The organism is Geotalea uraniireducens (assembly GCF_027943965.1).
Classification (GTDB): domain Bacteria; phylum Desulfobacterota; class Desulfuromonadia; order Geobacterales; family Geobacteraceae; genus Geobacter; species Geobacter uraniireducens.
In genome coordinates, this window is the sequence record NZ_AP027151.1 from 1,950,252 (window position 1) to 1,968,720 (window position 18,469).

At 54.1% G+C, this 18,469-nt stretch carries 16 protein-coding genes; 3 read left to right on the forward strand and 13 right to left on the reverse strand.

Features of this window, described 5'->3' with window-relative positions; translation table 11 throughout:
• Positions 1 to 11: 11 nt before the first annotated feature.
• The gene (locus tag QMN23_RS09170) at positions 12 to 767 is read right to left on the reverse strand and encodes a TerC family protein (RefSeq protein ID WP_282003596.1); all 756 of its coding nucleotides are present in this window, start codon (positions 765 to 767) and stop codon (positions 12 to 14) included.
• 223 nt (positions 768 to 990) lie between these two features.
• Positions 991 to 1,179, reverse strand: coding sequence for a hypothetical protein (locus tag QMN23_RS09175; RefSeq protein WP_282003597.1), 189 nt, complete (start codon positions 1,177 to 1,179; stop codon positions 991 to 993).
• A gap of 59 nt (positions 1,180 to 1,238) precedes the next feature.
• Here QMN23_RS09175 and QMN23_RS09180 point away from each other — a divergent pair, with 59 nt between their 5' ends.
• The 3 genes from QMN23_RS09180 (at position 1,239) to QMN23_RS09190 (ending at position 6,007) form a co-directional block, all read left to right on the forward strand.
• A complete protein-coding gene (locus tag QMN23_RS09180; RefSeq protein ID WP_282003598.1) occupies positions 1,239 to 4,229 on the forward strand; it encodes a cytochrome c3 family protein in 2,991 nt (996 codons plus the stop codon).
• 217 nt (positions 4,230 to 4,446) lie between these two features.
• Positions 4,447 to 5,229 carry an ABC transporter ATP-binding protein gene (locus QMN23_RS09185; RefSeq protein WP_282003599.1) on the forward strand — a complete coding sequence of 261 codons (783 nt, stop codon included), beginning with the start codon at positions 4,447 to 4,449 and terminating at the stop codon, positions 5,227 to 5,229.
• Positions 5,219 to 6,007 carry an ABC transporter permease gene (locus QMN23_RS09190; RefSeq protein ID WP_282003600.1) on the forward strand — a complete coding sequence of 263 codons (789 nt, stop codon included), beginning with the start codon at positions 5,219 to 5,221 and terminating at the stop codon, positions 6,005 to 6,007. The genes QMN23_RS09185 and QMN23_RS09190 overlap by 11 nt, the downstream gene beginning before the upstream one ends.
• 79 nt (positions 6,008 to 6,086) lie before the next feature.
• On the opposite strand, the gene QMN23_RS09195 is transcribed toward QMN23_RS09190, so the two are convergent.
• The 11 genes from QMN23_RS09195 to QMN23_RS09245 all read right to left on the reverse strand — a co-directional run bounded on the left by QMN23_RS09195 (position 6,087) and on the right by QMN23_RS09245 (position 18,420).
• On the reverse strand, positions 6,087 to 6,719 hold the full coding sequence (locus tag QMN23_RS09195) for a carbonic anhydrase (RefSeq protein WP_282003601.1): 633 nt from the start codon (positions 6,717 to 6,719) through the stop codon (positions 6,087 to 6,089).
• Positions 6,720 to 6,965: 246 nt separating this feature from the next.
• Positions 6,966 to 7,334, reverse strand: a complete 369-nt coding sequence (locus QMN23_RS09200; protein WP_282003602.1) for a response regulator — start codon at positions 7,332 to 7,334, stop codon at positions 6,966 to 6,968.
• A 72-nt stretch (positions 7,335 to 7,406) separates the two neighbouring features.
• Positions 7,407 to 7,754, reverse strand: a complete 348-nt coding sequence (locus QMN23_RS09205; RefSeq protein ID WP_282003603.1) for a hypothetical protein — start codon at positions 7,752 to 7,754, stop codon at positions 7,407 to 7,409.
• 339 nt (positions 7,755 to 8,093) lie between these two features.
• Positions 8,094 to 8,669 carry a TetR/AcrR family transcriptional regulator gene (locus QMN23_RS09210; RefSeq protein WP_282003604.1) on the reverse strand — a complete coding sequence of 192 codons (576 nt, stop codon included), beginning with the start codon at positions 8,667 to 8,669 and terminating at the stop codon, positions 8,094 to 8,096.
• Between the two features lie 433 nt (positions 8,670 to 9,102).
• Positions 9,103 to 9,369 (reverse strand): hypothetical protein, encoded by a 267-nt coding sequence (locus QMN23_RS09215; protein ID WP_282003605.1) that lies wholly within the window; start codon positions 9,367 to 9,369, stop codon positions 9,103 to 9,105.
• A 139-nt stretch (positions 9,370 to 9,508) separates the two neighbouring features.
• Positions 9,509 to 9,727, reverse strand: a complete 219-nt coding sequence (locus QMN23_RS09220) for a hypothetical protein (protein WP_282003607.1) — start codon at positions 9,725 to 9,727, stop codon at positions 9,509 to 9,511.
• A gap of 452 nt (positions 9,728 to 10,179) precedes the next feature.
• A complete protein-coding gene (locus tag QMN23_RS09225) occupies positions 10,180 to 10,653 on the reverse strand; it encodes a hypothetical protein (RefSeq protein WP_282003608.1) in 474 nt (157 codons plus the stop codon).
• Positions 10,620 to 11,543, reverse strand: coding sequence for a nuclease-related domain-containing protein (locus QMN23_RS09230; protein ID WP_282003610.1), 924 nt, complete (start codon positions 11,541 to 11,543; stop codon positions 10,620 to 10,622). Before QMN23_RS09230 ends, QMN23_RS09225 begins: the two co-directional genes overlap by 34 nt.
• Before the next feature lie 27 nt (positions 11,544 to 11,570).
• Entirely contained in the window at positions 11,571 to 12,548 is a 978-nt protein-coding gene (locus QMN23_RS09235; protein ID WP_282003611.1) for an HNH endonuclease, read from the reverse strand.
• A gap of 39 nt (positions 12,549 to 12,587) precedes the next feature.
• The gene (locus tag QMN23_RS09240; protein ID WP_282003612.1) at positions 12,588 to 14,039 is read right to left on the reverse strand and encodes a hypothetical protein; all 1,452 of its coding nucleotides are present in this window, start codon (positions 14,037 to 14,039) and stop codon (positions 12,588 to 12,590) included.
• 4 nt (positions 14,040 to 14,043) lie between these two features.
• The gene (locus QMN23_RS09245; RefSeq protein WP_282003614.1) at positions 14,044 to 18,420 is read right to left on the reverse strand and encodes an NACHT domain-containing protein; all 4,377 of its coding nucleotides are present in this window, start codon (positions 18,418 to 18,420) and stop codon (positions 14,044 to 14,046) included.
• Positions 18,421 to 18,469: the final 49 nt, after the last annotated feature.

Consider the following 18,469-nt stretch of genomic DNA (forward strand, 5'->3'; position numbering starts at 1 on the left):
CATCTCCGCCGTCATCCCTGCGGTGGCTCGCCCTCCTGGTACTGCTGGTGCAGCTTGACCGGGGTGCCGCGGGCCCGGACCTTCATGTTCAGCATCTCGACCATCACGGAAAACGCCATGGCGAAATAGATGTAGCCCTTCGGAATGTGCATGCCGAGGCCGTCGCCGATCAGCGCCACGCCGATCAGGATCAGGAAGGAAAGGGCGAGCATCTTGATTGTCGGGTGCCGTTCGACGAAGGTGCCGATGGCGGCCGAGAAGAGCATCATGAAGCCGACGGCGATCACTACCGCCGCCACCATCACCGCCAGCTGATTGGCCATGCCGATGGCGGTGATGATCGAATCGAGGGAAAAGACCAGATCGAGGAGCAGGATCTGGACGATGACCGCGCCGAACGAGGTCGCCGCCCGGCCGGTGACGATCTCCTCTTCGCCTTCGAGTTTCTCGTGGATCTCCATGGTGCTCTTGGCAAGGAGGAAGAGCCCGCCGGCGAGCAGGATCAGGTCCCGGCCAGTGATTGCCCGGTCGAGGAACGAGAACAGCGGAGTGGTGAGCCCCATCAGCCAGGTGAGGGAAAAGAGCAGTGCCACCCGGGTAAACATCGCCAGGGCGAGGCCGGTGAGACGGGCCCGGTTCTGCCGGGCGGCCGGCAGCTTGCCCGCCATGATCGAGATGAAGATGATGTTGTCGATACCGAGGACGATTTCCAGGGCGGTGAGGGTCGCCAGGGCGATCCACGCCTGGGGGTCGGTAAGCCAGGTCATGCTGCAGCCCCCTGATTCGCTAGTCGTGTTGCAGCAACCATACTGGTGCCCTCGGACCCTGTCAACTCCCTTTGCCGGATTCCCGGCGGCAGAGCCTTTCACCGAGGGTCCCCTGGTCGCCAGACAGTTCCCCGGCCGACCGGCAGTCACGGCAGGGCCAGCCATCCCGGTTGTCCGGCATCGCTCTCCCCGCTAAGCCATTTGCAGTAATTAATGTGGCGATTTAGCGAGTGAAATTCTCATTATTGCCATAACCGGCCGATATGAGGCAGTTGTCGAGATGGAATATCGTGTGCATAGTTTCATGAATTGTTTCACAGCCAACCGCAGGCACGTTGGCGATGAGCGAGCTGCCGCTGCCGGCTTCAACGCGATCAATCGCCCCGCCTTGCCGGGAATTGCCCTGAGTCATGCCAACCGGCCGTCTCCAGGGCGATGTCCCGGGGCCAATACGCTTAGGGGAGTGGAACCATGGGAAAAGAGCTGGGACGGTTACTGAACGCCTGCGTGCTCGTGGTGGTGACGGCATCGATCGCCCTGGCCGTCAACTCGCCCCATGTCGGAATGCTCGATTGTACTGGTTGCCACTACGATCTTTACAACCTCGAACAGACGGCGACCGGTCTGGATAACCTCTGCGTGCGGTGTCATAATCCAGCGGTGATGGCCACGGGATTCGGTCCCCGGGCGCTGGCCAATCCGTTCGGCTCGACAGTTATGGGGGGATATACCTCCGCCCTGCTGCAGACCTCCCACAACTGGGCCGCAGCCAACAGGGTCCCGGCCGCGGGGGCGGCTGCGGTCTCTCCGTCGTCCCCACTCTACAACATCGCCTCGACAGCGCCCCGCTACGGCATCGTCACCGGCGCGACCCTGGCCGAGACTGGGCTCATCAACTGCGCCAGCTGCCATGACCAGCACGGCAATAGCCGCACCAACCCCAAGCTGCTCCGGCTGACGACCGCCGGCGACCGGCTCTGCTTTGAATGCCATGGTGCCCGCAACCGGCAAAGCCAGCTGGATGGCACCCATCCGGTCAACGTCGCCTATTCCAGTGCGGTCGAACGCCAGCCGCAGAAGTATCATGCGCCGCCGCTCAACGCCAATCCGGCCAATCCGCTGTCCGATCTCGGCGCCAGGCTGGCTGCCGACGGCAAACTGCTCTGTTCGACCTGCCATGGGGTGCATTACGCCGATTCGCGGAGTGCCAATTACGTCAACGGCTTCAAGAATATCAGCAGCGGCGACGGCAACCTGCTGCGGACCGATCCGCGGGGGCGGAAAGTCGCCGCCGGCGAGCCCGATGCGCTGAACATCTGCACCAACTGCCATGCCGGCAAGGCAAATCACAACGGCGCGGGTCAGGATATCCAGTGCCTCGACTGCCACGCCGCCCATGTCGACTTCGATCCGCAGGACCCGACCGGGGCAGAAGGGACGAACGTCTACCTGATCCGGCGCAACCTGCCGGGAAACGCCAGCCGGATCTTTTTCCGCTACACCGGCTGCCGGCGCGAATACGTCAATGACGAGGGGACGGGCGTTTGCCAGGCGTGCCACACGCCGCCCCCCTCCATCCCGGACCATGCCAGCAGCGATCCCCGGGTCTGCAACAACTGTCATAGTCACACCAATGCCAACGGCTCGTTCACCGCGGCCATGCCGAGCCACGACGCCGATCTGGGCGCCGACGACGTCATCGTCTTCAGCAACGACACCGTCGACCACGGTGCCGGCTTCAGCATGACCGAAAACTGCACCCTCTGCCACGATGCAAACCTCGTCCGGCAGCACAAAAGCAATTGTTCGCTCTGCCATGGGGGTGCCAACCCGCCGGCGGCCCCCCTGATCGGCCAGTGGAACAAAGGGTGCGCGCAGGCTTCGTGTCACCCCGCGATCCATGCGGCAATGGGGGCCAATCATAACGGCATCTACTGGGACTCATCGGCGAGCTGCGACCTCTGTCATGACGGCGTCGGCGGTTTCCCCGGTTCGGGCGACAACTGCAGCCGCTGCCATGAGCCGGGCTACACGGCCGCGGCGGTCGGCGACCACCAGCCGCCGACAACCACTGCCGATGCCCGGACCGAGGTGCCGTACGTCGGCCCGACGGTCATCCATCTGGCGGCGACCGACGCGGGGGCGGGCGTCTCGGTTACCTTCTTCTACAACGAGTATCACCATCGCTTCGAAATCGGCAACGACGTCTACTATTCGGCACCGACCACCGGGGCGAAATCCCACACGCTGCAGTTCTACTCCATCGACCACGCGATGAACGTCGAGCCCGTCAAGTCGGTCACGTTCGCCATCCAGGCCGCGGCCGACACCACTCCGCCCACCACGACCTGTAGCGCGGTGGCGGGCAAGGTCTACAGCGGCAGCCAGCTGTTCACCCTGACGGCAACGGACATCGGTTGGGGAGTGGCGAGTACCTGGTACCGGCTCGACAGCGGCAGTTTCGCGACGGGGACGACGGTGCCGGTTGCGTCGCCCGCCTCGGGCAGCGCCAGCCATACCATCGAGTGGTATTCGCTCGACAAGGCAAACAACCGGGAAGCGACCAGGTCGGTTACCTTTACCGTGGCGGCGGTGCCGGCGCCGGATACCATCCCGCCGGCGACGATCGCCAGCTTCGCCCCGGCGGCCAACGCGCTCGTCAACGCCAACCAGACCGTCACCCTCGTCGCGGCCGACAACGCCGGCGGCTCGGGGGTCAAGGCGACCTTCTACAAAGTGGACGCCGGCGCCTTCGTCGCGGGGACGTCCTTCACCATTGCCGGCGAGGGGCTGCACAGCTTCAGCTACTACTCGGTGGATAATGCCGGCAACAGCGAAGCCCTCCATACCGCCAACACCTTCCGCATCGACACCATTCCCCCCCTGACAATCTGTACGGTCGCCGCCGGCGCCGCCTACACCGGCCCGCAGACCTTCACCCTCGCGGCAACGGACGGCAGCGGGTCCGGGGTGGCAAGCACGCTGTACAAGCTTGACGACGGCCCGTGGACAGTCGGCTCGGCAATCGCCGTGTCGCCGCCGGCCGCCGGCAGCGCCGCGCACACCGTCCAGTGGTATGCGATCGACAACGCCGGCAATCGGGAGGCGGTCCAGTCGGCCAGCTTCGTGATCGTCACGCCGGCAATCGTCTCCGGCACCACGACGATTTCGTTCCGGACCAACGCCTCGTTCGGCGGCTGGGCCTACGTGACCTGGGAAGTTCATGACGCCAATGGCACTATCGTCAAAGACGTCAACGGCAACGACTGCAGCTGGTGGAACGACGATCCGGCCCATCCGTCGTCGATGTGGAAGGATTACGTCGTGCCGGCCGGCGTTGCCTACACGCTGTACGGCGCGTGGGGACCGATGCCCGACGGCCCGGACAGCGACACCGGCCTCCGCACCGTCACCCCGGGCGAAGCAGCCCCGGGGGCGACGATCACCTGGTGGTGGTACTGATGGGGCCATGGCGCCGGGGATGAACAATAAGGGGGCCGGATTGAGAATCCGGCCCCCTTTGGTTTTCCCGGCGCGGGCAGCGCTTCGATGCGGATCGGGCACTTCGCTCGGGCGCGACGACGGGATAGCCATCGACTATTGGTGCCGACAACTATCAAAAATAGCGTATAGTGGTTTGCCGATCAGTATCTAAACCGGACAGACAAGGGTAGGGGATATGGAACGGACACCGCGGGCGAACGTCGAACTCGAAAAGGTCAGCGTTGTCCGGAAAAGCACCGGGGCGGCGGAGATCGTTCTCCTCCACGAGATATCTTTTCGCGCCGGCGGCGGGGAGACGACCACGATAATCGGTCCGTCGGGGAGCGGCAAAAGTACCCTGATCCGCCTGCTCAACCGCCTCGACGAGCTGTCTGCCGGGAGGATCACCCTCAACGGCGACGACATCACCGCGATCGACCCGCTCTTGCTGCGGCGCAGGGTTGCGATGGTGCTGCAAAAACCGTTCATGTTCGAGGGGACGGTGTTGGCGAACCTGCAACGCCCTTTCCTCTATCGTAAAGAGACGCCGCCCGGCAGGGAGAGCGAGACGGTGCGGCGCGCGCTCGGTCTCGCCCGGCTGTCGACCGGTCTGCTGGAGCGGGATGCCCGTTCCCTGTCGGGCGGGGAACAGCAGCGCGTCAACCTGGCCCGGGCCCTGATCAATCATCCGGAAGTTCTGCTGCTGGACGAACCGACCAGTGCCCTTGATCGCCCCACTGCCGACCACCTGGCGGCAACGCTGCACGATGTCTGTCGTGCCGAGCGCCTGGCCGTGATCATGGTCACCCATGACCTTCGCCTCGCCGAACATACTGCCGACCAGCTGATTTATCTGGAACAGGGGCGGATCGTCGAAAAGGGGGCCGCTGCCGAGCTGTTGCGGCAGCCGCAGACGGAGGCGTTCCGGCGCTTCCTCGCCGAACCGGCATGGGAAAAGGAAACCCGCCATGGAAACTAATCACGTTGTGCCGATGGACCTCGTCCAACTTTCCTGTGCCTATGGCCTGATACTCCTGGCCGTCGCGCTGTCCCGCCTGCGCCGGATCGGCCAGGAAAAGCAGCTCCTCTGGGCCTCGATCCGCATGGTGCTGCAGCTCCTGGCGGTCGGCTATCTGCTGCATCTGGTCTTCACGGTCCGATCGCCACTGCCGGTAATGCTGATGTTGCTGGCCATGAGCGGCTTTTCGCTCCAGGTAGCCGGAACCCGCATCAAAAGACGGCTGCCGCATTTTTACCGGATCGTCGGTTCCTCCATCATCATCGGCTGCGGCGGGGTGACCTTTTACTTCTGCCTCCTGGTCGTCGGTTACACCCCCTGGTTTGATCCCCGCTACCTGATTCCGCTGGCCGGGATGATCATCGGTAACGCCATGAACGGCGCCAGTCTGGCGGCCGAGCGCCTCTCTTCGGAAATGCACGACCGGCGGGAAGAGATCGAGACGGCCCTCTGCCTCGGGGCTTCGATGCGACAGGCCGCCGAACCGGCAGTGCGTGCGGCGTATACTGCGTCATTGATCCCGACCATGAATACCATGGCCGCCACCGGGATCGTGGCCCTGCCCGGCATGATGACCGGCCAGATCCTCTCCGGGACTGAACCGACTGTCGCCGTCCGCTACCAGATCGCCATCATGTGTGCCATCACCGGGGCGGTGGCGATCACTTCGTTCCTGATTCTCCTTCAGGGGTACCGGCACTACTTTTCCGCAGCGCATCAGTTGAAAGAAACAACCTGAAGGGATGGCGAACAATGAAACCGGGGAGGACATGCCATGGGGGAGGGGAGACCGGCGGCCGGCGCGTGACCAGGCCTTTTCACCCCTGGGGTTCGAAGGCGGCGGCCTGCGGATTGTAGCATAACAGCTGACCGGTCGCGATGTCGAAGTACCAGCCGTGCAGCCACAGATTGCCGGCCTCGACACGCTCGCGAATCCACGGGAAGGTGAGCAGATTTTCAAGAGAAACCAGGATGGCGGCCTGTTCGCAGGCCCGATCCTGCTTCTCCGGCTCTTTGCCGGCCAGTTCCGCCAGAACCCGGCTGCGAGCACGTTCGGCAATGCTGACCCAGGGGCCGATAAACTCCGCCGAACCCCCGTTGGCAATGCCGTGCATCAGGGCATTGATCCCGCCGCAACCGGAGTGCCCCAGGATAACGATGTGTTCGACCAGCAGATGGCAGACGGCATATTCCAGGGCGGCACTGACCCCGTGATGCCGAATCTCGTTTTCGCAGGGCGGCACAAGGTTCGCCACGTTCCGGACCACGAACAGCTCCCCGGGAGCACAGCCGGTGAGCAGTGCCGGGTCGACCCGCGAATCGCTGCAGCCAATGAGTAGGACTTTGGGATGCTGGCCGTCCTGGAGGGGGGCGAACAGGTGCTCCTCCTGGTCGAAATAGTGCTCCCTGAAGCGCTGGAATCCGGCTATGAAATGGGCGATATCTTTCACTGGGCGAGGGGAGGAGGCCGCATTTTCAGCAAGGCGTCTCCTGCAACACCCTTGGCAATCATGTCAAAGGTGTTGCCAGAATCTGTACCGTGATTCGTGCAATTATAGTGGCCGGCGCAACGGGGCAGCTGGTCAACCGAGGATCACCGATTAATGGGGGTATAGTACGCCTCGGCAGCGAGAAGTCAATCGGGAATAAGGGGCGGCAGCCAGCGTTGCCATGCTCCCACCTCCACCTGATGCAATCTATCGGACCCGTAATGATGATCTGATAATGGCCATCAGCTTTGTTACATTTACCGGCTTGGCTAGAATATGATTGATACCGGCGTTCGTTGCCGTCTCAACAACATTTGGAGAGATGTCGCCGGTAATCATGATGATGTATCCATCCGGATACGTTTCTCTTATCCTCGTTGCGAACTTAATTCCATCCATCCCCGGCATGTTGTAGTCAGTAATGATCATGCCGAATCTCGTATTGTTCAAGATGTCCAATGCCTTGGCTGCACTTGTTGCGGCGGTGATATTAAATCCTTTCGATCTGAGTAAAGCACTTAAAATGTGCAAATAATTTATGTCATCGTCCACGATAATGATGCTCTTCATGGTCATTGTTTTTGCCTTTTGCTGGTTATGATGTGTATTGCTTTAGTCGCAATAACCCACGTGTTTTGTGTTGCTTTATTAAAGACCCAATCTGGCGAGCAGTGAGTTCAAGTTTTTCTTCACGATTTCCATCTCGGCCAATGCATTTTGGTATTGGCGATATAATTTCACTTCATTTGTCAGGTCGGCATTTCCCCTTGCGCCAGCGTTTTTGTAATGGGTTTGTTTACTGCGAAAATAATTGGCCTCGGCAATAACACAATAGGCCAATGCTGCTTGCGCAATATCACAAAGGCCAAGAAACTCCGAAAAATCTCTCAAGTCAGTAAAGCACATCGCAATATCCCTGATATATTCGCGGGCAGTTGCCGGATCAGAAATAATCGACGTACCTTTGTCATAAACTAACTCGCAATTTCTGGGCATAGGGTGACCCGTCCTTGATCCGGCGGTGGACTTTAACAGTCAGTAATTACTGGAGCTTATAGTTGGTGAGCAGATAGATTAAATTGATTATCCCTTCGGGCGGAGGCTCACGAGACAGATAGTAAAGTGCCAGTATAATTGCCAGTAAGGCGATGATCCAATACAAGGCCATTCTGGATCTCTTCATGACACCCTCCTCTGTGGGACAAGCGGTGTGTTTGCGGGAAACCGACTGACCGATCACTCAGTATAGTGCTAAAAATATGCCGTGCGGAACTCGTCTGTCAGCCGAGAAAAAGCAATCGCCACGATATTCCTCCCGGAAATAATGGAGATTTCTTACTGCTTTATTGAATCCCAGCAGGCATTAACCGTTATCTCGATGAGTCGCTCATCGAGGTGGACGAAGCCGAGGACATGGTCGCGCGTCACGGCCAACAGTGGCCCAAAGGCCAGGGCATGGAGTACGACAAGGGGAATATCCTTAATTACGTGTTGTGCGATCCCTTCCTCGAAGAGTTCGTTGAATACATCGGATTCTTCGCTTGTTCCCGAGAGTCGGGCTCGACGAAATGCCACCCCGTAGGGTGAACTGAGGAAATGCTCCATATACTTAAATTCGTCCGTATTGTTAATAAAATGCCAGAGCAGAACGGTGCAGAGGTAATGGTACTTGCTTTTTACCGACTCTTCCGTCGGGTAACTTTCCATGATCGTGAAGGTGAATTGCTCTTTGATTTCCCGGAAAAGCTCGGTAATCAGTACATCTTTGCTCTCGAAATAGCAGTAGAGCGTGCCGGCTGCAACTCCTGCCTTTTGCGCGATCATGGATGTGGGGGTACCATGAAAGCCATGTTCCGCAAACAGGTTCAACGCGGCCTTGAGAATCTCTGTTCGTTTATCCGGCTTAGCCATTCTCTGCTCCCTCGCGATTGACTGACTGATTAATCAATTTATGTTTAAATTTACCTAATATATGCGAAAAGTCAACTCCCCAACTAGAGGCTGCAGGAGCGGCGCCGGCGATAGGCCGTGGGGCAAGTGATATCTCGACCGAACAATGAAGACCGGAGGTGGTTCGCTTTGCGGTTATCGCGGGAGATTTTTCCGATTGCTCTGCTGATGAATCCGGCCGATTGGCCTGACGTGACAGTGACCGCCGTTCCGCTGTGAATCCGACTAGCGTTCCGGCGAAAGCAACCAGGCTGATGTGGTCGCCGGGTGGGTAGGGCGGCCTGTCAAGGGGGACGTTGCTCTCTTGCCAACGGTATCAAGAGCCGATTGGCAAGCAACGTCCCCCCTGTGTTTGGCCGCCTTTAGCAAAAGAGCATGGTGCCAACGGCGGTTGTTATTTCCCCTTGCGCGGCAGTTCTTCCTTGTCGCTGAAGGTTCGAACCGAGGCGACCATTTTCCAGTCGTAATAGGTGTTGATCGCTTCTTTCTGGCCGTCCTCCTCGGAGATCCGCAGGAACTCATCCCCAAGGAACAGGGTCGCTTCGCTGAAGATCTTCCCTTCATTGACCTGGATCCTGATCCCTTTGCGCAGTTTGCGCGACAGGCTGCCGTGCACCGGCATTGATGCATACTCGAACACCTTTTCCCAAACCGTCTGCATACCCTTCCTCCTTGTAGAAAACGTTCGGCCGCCGGGACAAAACGCCTGGTTGCCGAATCCTCGATATGTCCGGCATCGTTGCCGGGGTGACTGTGGTGACAGTTTGTGCAGTAGACTCAACCGAGCCGGCGGGTGTGCGTTACATCGGGGGCTCCAGCGGTCCATACCAATCGCCGTTCAGGGTTTCGATCGGTGCCGTATCGGCAACGCCGTGCAGTAACGCAACCAGGTTGCCGTTGGCGTCAGGGCGAATGGCAACGATTCGCAATTCGTGCTTCTTGCGACCCGCCTCATGGTGACCATTCGGATCATACCAGTATTTCCCCGCAACAATCGGTTTTGCTGATGTCCATGCCATAGTTCTCTCCTCCTGTCTGGATTTGCTGCCCGTCTCCGGTACGTTCGTGTGCCTCAGCCATTGCCGGAACCCTGCCGATCATTCGTGAAAACAGCGATATGCCGTCCCGGTCGGCAACAAAAAAGCCCGCCATACCAGTAAGGTATGCCGGGCTCCGTTGCATGGCTTTAGCTATACATATTGATTGCAGCTGGTTAAAAGATAGCCGAACTACCGGCCTTGTTCAAGTGCACTACATTAAAAACTGGGCGGCGGTAAGGATGTCATTTTCATCCTTTCCTGATCGTTGAAAGCGGTGATTTAGCCCCCCAAGGCGGCGTACGTTCTATCTTGCTAACTTACACGATAAAGCTCACCCGCTGTGTTGATACGTGCTGCTTGCGGCATGGTTTTTTCGGTAGTTATCCCTTGTAAATGGTCAGAAGCGACCATCGCCCCCGAAGGTGCCTCCCCTAGTTCACCTGACTGATGTTATGAATGAACGTTTTTATGTCATTCGGCGATGTTAAGTGAAAAACACGTTTAGAAGCTGTTGAATTGGCAACAAGCTGGCGATATTTCGGAGTTAGCTTACGATGACAAAGCCACAGGACACAGTAACTATTAAATGTACCCTTCAGGATATGATTCTTTTCAGGCCAACCTTCCGGGTTAACAAACAAACCCTTGTGCAAACGCTTTGTCACCCATCTACAATGAGTAACGAGAGAAAGATCAATATAGATAAGCGTACCTGCCGCAGAGAAACGCTCCCAAGCGGACGCAACGCAGCCAAAACCATCAATGATCCATTCGTGATGTGTTAGAAGTTCGGCATGGATTTCCAGATATTTCTCGTGAGGAATCTCTTCGCCGCCTGGTCGGTAAATAAGAAATCTGTCCCTAATTGTCTCTATTTTTCTTCTCCCGGGAGAGATTTCTGGCATTCCCGGCAGAGAACCTGCCCTTTGAAGCGTGCTTTGTTGATGGTGCAGAAATAAACAACCTTCTTGTCGACTGCTGCTCCGCACTGTTGGCATCCCTTGTGGCCTGCCGCCGTGGGAACAGGTTGCCCTTTCTCCGGCTGAGGTGCAGGCGTGGTCGCTGCCGGCTGCTGTTCGGAAACACCGAACTTCGTCGCATAATCGAACGTGCCCGGTCGATGCAGCCGCACCAGCTTTTCTGCAAAATCGCGCAGCGCGTCGCTGCCGACGATCTTCGGCGCCTCGATGATCGATTTCTTGTCCATGATCTGCTCGATGTAGGAAACGAAGGCATCTGCCTTTACCACCGAGGAAAGGTCGAATGGCGCCTTATCCGGTCTGATAATTTTGGATGTCGGCGCCAGCAGTACGACATTACGATAATTGATCGGAATTGGGAAACCAAGGCGGCGAGGGGCGAGATTGCGGTCCTCGATACTCAGCTGCAGCGCCTGAATATGGCGGGCGTTCTGCTCGATGGGGGACTCGATGGCCTGGTACCCCTTGCCGTTCCAAACCAAAAACTCTCCTTCCGGAGTAATCTTGATCCCGTAGTAGTAATTCTTCGACTCAAGCACATAGACATCGAGATAGCGGTTGATCAGAAGATGGTCTATCTGGGCCACCCGCCCCCGATGCTCGATCCGCAGGTCATGGATCACCGCCCAGTTCGCGGAATCCTTGTAGCGAAAGTCCAGGTAATAGGCTGAATTCTGTTCGTTGCGATCGCCAGACTGCAGGCACTTCAGCTCACGGTCCACGAGAAAGCGTTGTTTGGCCGAGAGATTAAGCCCCAAGAGGCGGTTGAGTTCCTGAATGTCTTCCTGACGGCTGTCTTTACTTTTGAGAATCATGATACCTCGCGGGATACGTGGAAATGATCAAAGTCGCCACGCCCGGCGGTGCTCGGCAAGATACTCGCGGGCCGGCGATTTGTCCGGATCTGCCGGGGGGATGATGCCACGGCCTGAGAGGGTGAGGAGTAGACCGGGGAAATTGGGGTCGATGCCGATGTTGCGGGAGGTGATGACCGTGTAGCTGTCGGAGACGCCGAGCATCCCTTCATCGAAGCCCCAGTGGCAGGTGCGGCAGAGGGCCATGCCGTTGCGGATGTCATCATTCTTGCTCTTACTCCACGGCACGACGTGGGCCGCCTCCACCACCGTGTGGCCGTCGGGGGTGACGATGCGGATGCCGCACAGGGCGCAGCGGTGGTCATAGGCAGTGGTCACCACCTTGCGGAATGCCTGGTCCCGTACCACCGGCCGGTAGTTGTCCGCTTCGACGATCTCCTTCACCAGCGGCAGGTGGGCTTGCTCCTCCAGCACTTGGCTATAGTCGAACGCCTCCCGGTTGATGATCGACTGCTCCCGGAGCTGCGCCGCCGCCTCTTCCGAGAAGCAGGAGAGGAGCAGCGCTTCCCGCAGCGCCTCCCGCCCCTCCCCGCTCTGCATGACCCGGAACAGCCCCTCGTCCAGTTTGGCGCCGAGGGCGTACTTGCGCAGGTAGCTGACCGACGAGGTGTTGTTGATCACCGCATCGGTGATGGTCTTGCCCGGCTGTGGGACCAGCTCCCAGAACGGCTCGCGGGAAAGTCTGGAAAAGGGAAAGGCGATGCTGCTGGTCTGCCCCAGCGAAACGATCCGCCGCCAGTAGAGGTTGAACAGCTCGTTCAGCTCCACCAGATCGCCGCTGACGTCGATGAACGGCGTTGTGATTACGCCCCGATGCACCAGGTCCAGCACCGCCAGGAGCAGCAGCGGCTTGTGCGGCGCCTTGCGCTTGGTGGCCTCGGTCCAGACCGCGCCGGGGGCGCGGGAGAGGGAGGAGAAATATTTGATGCTGTCTATGATTATCATCTTGGAAGCGTAACCCAGCGACCTTATGAGATTTATTATTTAAGGTAATGACCCGTAGATCGTCTTTTCTTCCCACTTTCCGTAATCACTCTCTCGTTTCAGCACAGTCGCTTTCCAATAATATCTTGGGGTCATTTCAGCTACTGACCAAAGCTCTTTGCAGGCATCATTCCTGAGAATGAGACTTATTCCACAAGAAGCGTCCAATGCTTTGTCGTGCGTTGGACTCCATTGGTGGTTCCAATATTGGAATTCTCCGACATGCTTGCGCTCCATCGTGAGGTCCATTCCACCTTTACGAGGAGTCCCAATTAGCGGAACAGAACTTGAATAGTTGGCTGGAAGGTAAGGCATTCTGCCTACTAAATCGAACTGCAAATAACCAACAAATTGAGCGGCACAAGGCAACAATGCGGGAAGAATTCTTACGCCGCCATCCATAGTTAAGAAGCCTTCCAAACCTGTTTTGTTGTGTATAAAAAAGTCCCAGTCCTTTGTTCTTGGCAATTCAAATTGTCCAGGCAGAAATCGATGCAGTTTCATCATCTCTTCAGGAGAAAGATATTTTTCATCATGAAGGCAAGTAATTAATTCGACTTCTGCATTGTACGTGTCACCAAAAAATATCGGGGTATTGAGATGCAGCAATACACTATTAGGAGTATCTTCGACTACCTTATTGACAACAGATGAAAGTACTTTCTGCCACTCTTCAAGAGTGGAAGGTTTCTCAGCATAAAGAACATCAGTCCAATTAGGCCTCATCCCAGGTAACATTTTCAAGAATGATAAATCTGCTGGTGTCGCATATCTTGCTTCCCAAATGGCAATATCCTCAGGCATATCCCACTGGTCAACCGCCAGTGATAAAGTCCTTAGGTAAGCAGAGCGAGCAAGCTGTCCGCGACAAGTAATAAATTGTCCAGTCGCACGATCTCGATTGTTACCGATGAAATATTCCCAATGGCCATCTGACTGACATCCCGTACTGTCTCGTAAGCGGCAAAATTCGTAGGCCCATTGTCTGAGAAAATGTCTACGCGAATGTTTTTCCAATTGCGTCATTCTTGTTGCAAGGATTGGAGGAACAATTCTACCCTCAGTTAATTCTTCAATTTCCTCCCGCCCAGTGAATAACGGCGGTACCTCTCCTGAGTGAGCCTTGGACCATGAATTGATTAATAATGGATGGCCAGAGATTTCGTAAAGTAACAAGTCCGACAGGGGCGACGGCCTATTTATGGCCAGCTGGAGTTTTGCTCCTGACACAACCGACGTATTCTTTGCAAGAACAGCAATACATAAAGCCTCAGCGACCTCTGACTCTAATTCCAGACTCGAAATCCATTTAATGAAATCATCCCATAATTCGTGCTGGCAATTGTCGTTCTGCAGCGCATCAGCGACGCCATGAATAATAGCAAGCTTTGCCAATGGTATGGGAAGCCGCAGCCTACTAAGTCCAATCTTTGCTAACAGGGCAGCATCCATTTCACTATTTCCCGATATACCAGTAAGGCATGTCCAACGGTTGCTCGGAAACTTCTTCAATAACGGTTGAAATCATTTCCTCAGTCACTTCTTTTGCTTCGGGAACCTTGCCGATTGCCAATAATAAATGAACCAGACGATGACTTGGGATTACAAGTGCTTCAGTAGACTTTTGGTATGGTGATTTTGAGGTATCTATAACGAATTCCTGCCACCGGTCAGAATAGTGTTGTTTAATAACAGAAAAGCGCTTGAGAGCATCCTCTTCCGCATAGTATTCACTCCATCCGTGTCTGTATATCTGAGCAGCAACAATCCATTTATATGCCTTCTTCTTGCCCTCAAGTTTCAGGCTCATATTAAAGACATCATCCAATAGTTCGGCAACTTCATACGGAATGCTATCTTCGTTCAAAAAAGGTTCGATCCCTCTCAGTAATTCAAGTTCATGACGTTGTAATACCCAATACGTAAACCAATCTCTGACAGCTTTCCTATCACTAACATATTTTTTCTGCGTTCGTAGCTCATCTAGAAGAGCTTTAAGTGCGTCAGGAGCAAACGCTGTCACATCAATTCCGTGTTCTTCATCGGTGTGCGAGGAATTTGAATAACGTTCTTTGCCGAGATTTTCCCGTGTAGTCCCAAAAAATACTGCATTTTCGTCTATGATGTTATGTGCAGCCACTTCTCCTTTATCAGCTCGATCCCGAAGAGCGCCAACAGTGTGAGAGTCCCAGATGCCTGTCGTCACAACCTTAATAATTGGAGAATCAAGAGGCTCGTATTTCAACAGTATCGACAGTACCTGCTCAGCTTCGTACCATTCACCACTTTTCATAAGGTGCTCGAAGTATGCTGTATATGAAGCTGGCATTTGATTAAACAGCAATTCTGTCATTTCAAGTTTGATATGGCGTATATCATCACCATCGGTAAATTCATCAATATTGGCGATGGCTGGACACAGTCTACGGAGAGCATTTTGACAATAGCCGATATCTTGAGATGTAACTGCTTCTACCGCATTAAGAACATAAGACATTGTCATGTCCTTATGAGCCCCGTAGCCCATTACACAGGCCAGCCCCTTTTTCAACAATCGGCTGGCAAGCTCATTCATTCCATGAAAAACCGCCAATTCGCATAACTCAAGGTAAGTCTGAGCCCTGTCATTGAATTGGCTTACTCTTCCTAACTCTTTTGCAAGACGCCTTTCAATTTCGCAATGTACCACAACATCAGAGAGGAGTTTATGGCCGCTCGCAATGTAACCTTCGAGCCATTCGGAGAAAAGGAAGTGCTTTGAACCAGTGAGATAACTCCATTCTTTATCATCAATTTCCTTGCACCCAGACCGCAAAGAGGTGAGTAAAAAAGTGTCCATTGTGATGGCCAGCAAAGCCTTGCGAAATGTGTTGTAGTCACGGTAATTGTCATATCCATCTGGCATTTTTACCTCAGCCAGAAGGCGGTAGCAGTGGGAGAATCCAGGAGCATTTCCCCGTGCTAGCATAGCTCCAGTTGAGGATGCAATTCTTACTATGTGCTTAACGGCAGAGTTCAACCACGATCGATTATTAAAGTCAGCTATTGAAATTACAGGGGCTACCCCTGAAAGTTCGAGGCACTCCGCGAGAGTATGAAAAAATAGTCGATGAAGAAACTCAGCTCCTGTTTCTTCCAACGAGTTTATCGGAGATAGTTCGTCAATTACCGATATGTTAGGGGTAAAATCAATTTTCTTTGTTTTTTGTGGGGCATATAGGAGAGCCCAGCACGATACAAAAGGATGCGCTTGAAGTTCTACAAACTCAGGCCATTCGTGCAATCTTGCGTGACATACTCCTGCCAAGCGAAGCACAGACAACTCAAGATCAACTCGCTTGACATCAGATAAATCATGATTCAAGAAAACCGTAAGTAGACTCAAATCATTTCGTTTAGCCAACTCTCGAAGAAAATATATGAAAAGCTGATTTGAAATCTCCTTGAAACTTGAAATGCTTTTTAACAATAGCTCTGGCTTATACTGTCCTGTGGCAGCAGCCAATTCAAGAAACTGTTCAGACATTTTTTTCAGCGAGTTTTTATCATAGGCTCCTGCATGAAGGCGGTCATTAATTCGTTTTCGTATTTCCTCCTGGCATTCTGCCGTGTCTGCAACCCTATGCATCAAAAGGTATTGACGGCCAAGAAGGTGTAATTCATCGATTGTTGCAGCATGAAGGCCTGCGGAGAGATTCCGAAGAGGATAATCATCCTCGCATAAGGTCAAGGCACACTCATAGAGGCGATCAAAATTTTGGATTTGATACTTAGTGCCATTCTGCAGACGAATTTTTAACCATCTAAGGCGAACAGCGCGTGCAAATTGTTTTGACTCGAATGCAAAACGTTCTGCCGCTGAAAGGATTGCATCGGTTTGAGGTTGTGGATATCCTCGTGCAAGGCTATCAATAATCCAATCCCGTGTGGGGGTGTTCACTAGATCATTTTGCTGACCATTACGTGCCTTCATAAGCCACAGCCAGCCCCATTTGTGGTATTCCGGCGCTTTCTTCTCAAGCCATTCAATGACGAATGGGAGAAGATACGTTACACGTTTTTCGTGATCAATTACATCGCGCACAAACGCCAAAATACTGCCATGAAAAGGAACATTGCCGGCTTCTGTTGCATAAAACAAATGGCTGATCTCTCGATTCAATTCTCCTCCACTTATACCGAGACAATCTTCAAGACCGAAGGTCGGCCAGATGAATTTTGTTGCAGCAACTAAATGGAGGGCATCTTTAGCACCATAAGACAATTTTTGCCAAAGAGTACGATAGTATTTTTTTATGTCACCGTCTGGACATTCGGGCAATTCGTTCACTATATCCGGAGTAAGTTGTCTATGCTCGCGCATTAGAAATTCGAAGCTGTATGTCAGGTGGAGTGGGTGCCCGTCAGAAATTTGTTGGAATGATTCAGCCAAGTCTGTCAAAGGGTCATGATCAACGGGATAGTTCCGATTTGGAATCTCAAATCTCTGAGCGGAAAACTGCTTGTCCAGCCAAGATCGTATTGCGACCAATGACATCCTAGGCAGTTCTATCCAGTCATTATCTTCCGAAAACTTTAATAATTGGGAAGGAAGTTGCTCATCTGAAACTCGTTGTGTCCCTAAAACTACAGCTACATTATTCGTGCACGGCAACAACTGTGAGAAGAGACTTTCCAAGGGTCTCCTGTCGCGGTCATTTTCTCGCCAGACATGATCAAGTCCGTCGATGATTACGACAAACCTTTTACCTTCTACTGCATAGCACCGACCGCACGCCTCAATCCACTCACGAAGATGTTCTGGAGAATCTCGCAAACCCTGAATATGCACAGCATGAACATTTTCCATCTGTGCCATTAACGAATTGGCAACACTTGTTAACGAAAAGCGATCAGATGTGTCAGACAGGTCGAGGAAATAGTGGTGCCTGATGTATGGTACTGATAATTCGTCAAGTTTATCGCAAACAAAACTGAGATAGGTGCTTTTGCCTTGGCCCGGAGAGCCCCAAAGAATACTAAGATTTTGGTCCGATTTGGTTAGCCGCTCTATAAAAACGTCATTAAATGTAATGTCTGGTGGGCAATAACCATCAGGGACGCGAAAAGACTCGGAAATCGGCTCTGGTCTCCTTCTGTCGAGGGCTCCTCGGATCAAACCAAGAGTTATGCTTCCATCTGGTAAAGGAAAGTTTTTTCGTAACGCCCAATCTATGGCATGACTGAAAAGAACGTGCCACCCATGGTACGCCGTGTGCTTCGGGACATAACGGTCAAGAAGAGTCCGCTGTAACGAAAGATATCCCTTATGGCTATGGCGAAATTCAAAAGCTTGGAAAAATTGGTTTGCGATCTTCTCAGAGCCAAGCTGTTCGATAATGAGAGTTTTTGTTTCAAGTGAAACCTTGGAAAGAATGACTCGACTATTCGAATCAAGACATTCGTAAAAATCACGGTCAGGCCGTCGATTGCTGACAAGCGCTGCTTCGGCGATATTGTCAGCTCCTTCACCAACAAATGCAGATGTCCACTTCTGGAGAAGAGATTTCCCTTTTGGTTTTCGATGGAGGAGCCAGTCCCAAGTTATAAGGTTTTTTTCGTCAAATGGATCAACTGTGAACTTGACCTGCAATAGAATGCGTTTACCATTGCCCGCAAGTCTGGCGACGATGTCATCCAACCCTTTCGGTGTCTCATCTTCGTCAGCCTCAAATTTGACCCATTCGAATTTACCTGGGTCGTCAAGCCAGTCGCATAGAAGCTCTAAGCCGATTAGGTTCTGGTAAATGTAGCCACCAAATGTGATGGCAGAGCTTTTTATGAAACGATCCATAAGTTACCTGTCTGCTGCAAATCGATTAGCCTTGGAAGGTTAAACGTTT

Excerpts from the sequence above, each read along its gene's own strand:
- QMN23_RS09170 (WP_282003596.1), bottom strand. The coding sequence starts at position 767 with ATGACCTGGCTTACCGACCCCCAGGCGTGGATCGCCCTGGCGACCCTC.
- QMN23_RS09175 (WP_282003597.1), bottom strand. The coding sequence starts at position 1,179 with ATGACTCAGGGCAATTCCCGGCAAGGCGGGGCGATTGATCGCGTTGAA.
- QMN23_RS09180 (WP_282003598.1), top strand. The coding sequence starts at position 1,239 with ATGGGAAAAGAGCTGGGACGGTTACTGAACGCCTGCGTGCTCGTGGTG.
- QMN23_RS09185 (WP_282003599.1), top strand. The coding sequence starts at position 4,447 with ATGGAACGGACACCGCGGGCGAACGTCGAACTCGAAAAGGTCAGCGTT.
- QMN23_RS09190 (WP_282003600.1), top strand. The coding sequence starts at position 5,219 with ATGGAAACTAATCACGTTGTGCCGATGGACCTCGTCCAACTTTCCTGT.
- QMN23_RS09200 (WP_282003602.1), bottom strand. The coding sequence starts at position 7,334 with ATGACCATGAAGAGCATCATTATCGTGGACGATGACATAAATTATTTG.
- QMN23_RS09205 (WP_282003603.1), bottom strand. The coding sequence starts at position 7,754 with ATGCCCAGAAATTGCGAGTTAGTTTATGACAAAGGTACGTCGATTATT.
- QMN23_RS09210 (WP_282003604.1), bottom strand. The coding sequence starts at position 8,669 with ATGGCTAAGCCGGATAAACGAACAGAGATTCTCAAGGCCGCGTTGAAC.
- QMN23_RS09215 (WP_282003605.1), bottom strand. The coding sequence starts at position 9,369 with ATGCAGACGGTTTGGGAAAAGGTGTTCGAGTATGCATCAATGCCGGTG.
- QMN23_RS09220 (WP_282003607.1), bottom strand. The coding sequence starts at position 9,727 with ATGGCATGGACATCAGCAAAACCGATTGTTGCGGGGAAATACTGGTAT.
- QMN23_RS09225 (WP_282003608.1), bottom strand. The coding sequence starts at position 10,653 with ATGCCAGAAATCTCTCCCGGGAGAAGAAAAATAGAGACAATTAGGGAC.
- QMN23_RS09230 (WP_282003610.1), bottom strand. The coding sequence starts at position 11,543 with ATGATTCTCAAAAGTAAAGACAGCCGTCAGGAAGACATTCAGGAACTC.
- QMN23_RS09235 (WP_282003611.1), bottom strand. The coding sequence starts at position 12,548 with ATGATAATCATAGACAGCATCAAATATTTCTCCTCCCTCTCCCGCGCC.
- QMN23_RS09240 (WP_282003612.1), bottom strand. The coding sequence starts at position 14,039 with ATGGATGCTGCCCTGTTAGCAAAGATTGGACTTAGTAGGCTGCGGCTT.
- QMN23_RS09245 (WP_282003614.1), bottom strand. The coding sequence starts at position 18,420 with ATGGATCGTTTCATAAAAAGCTCTGCCATCACATTTGGTGGCTACATT.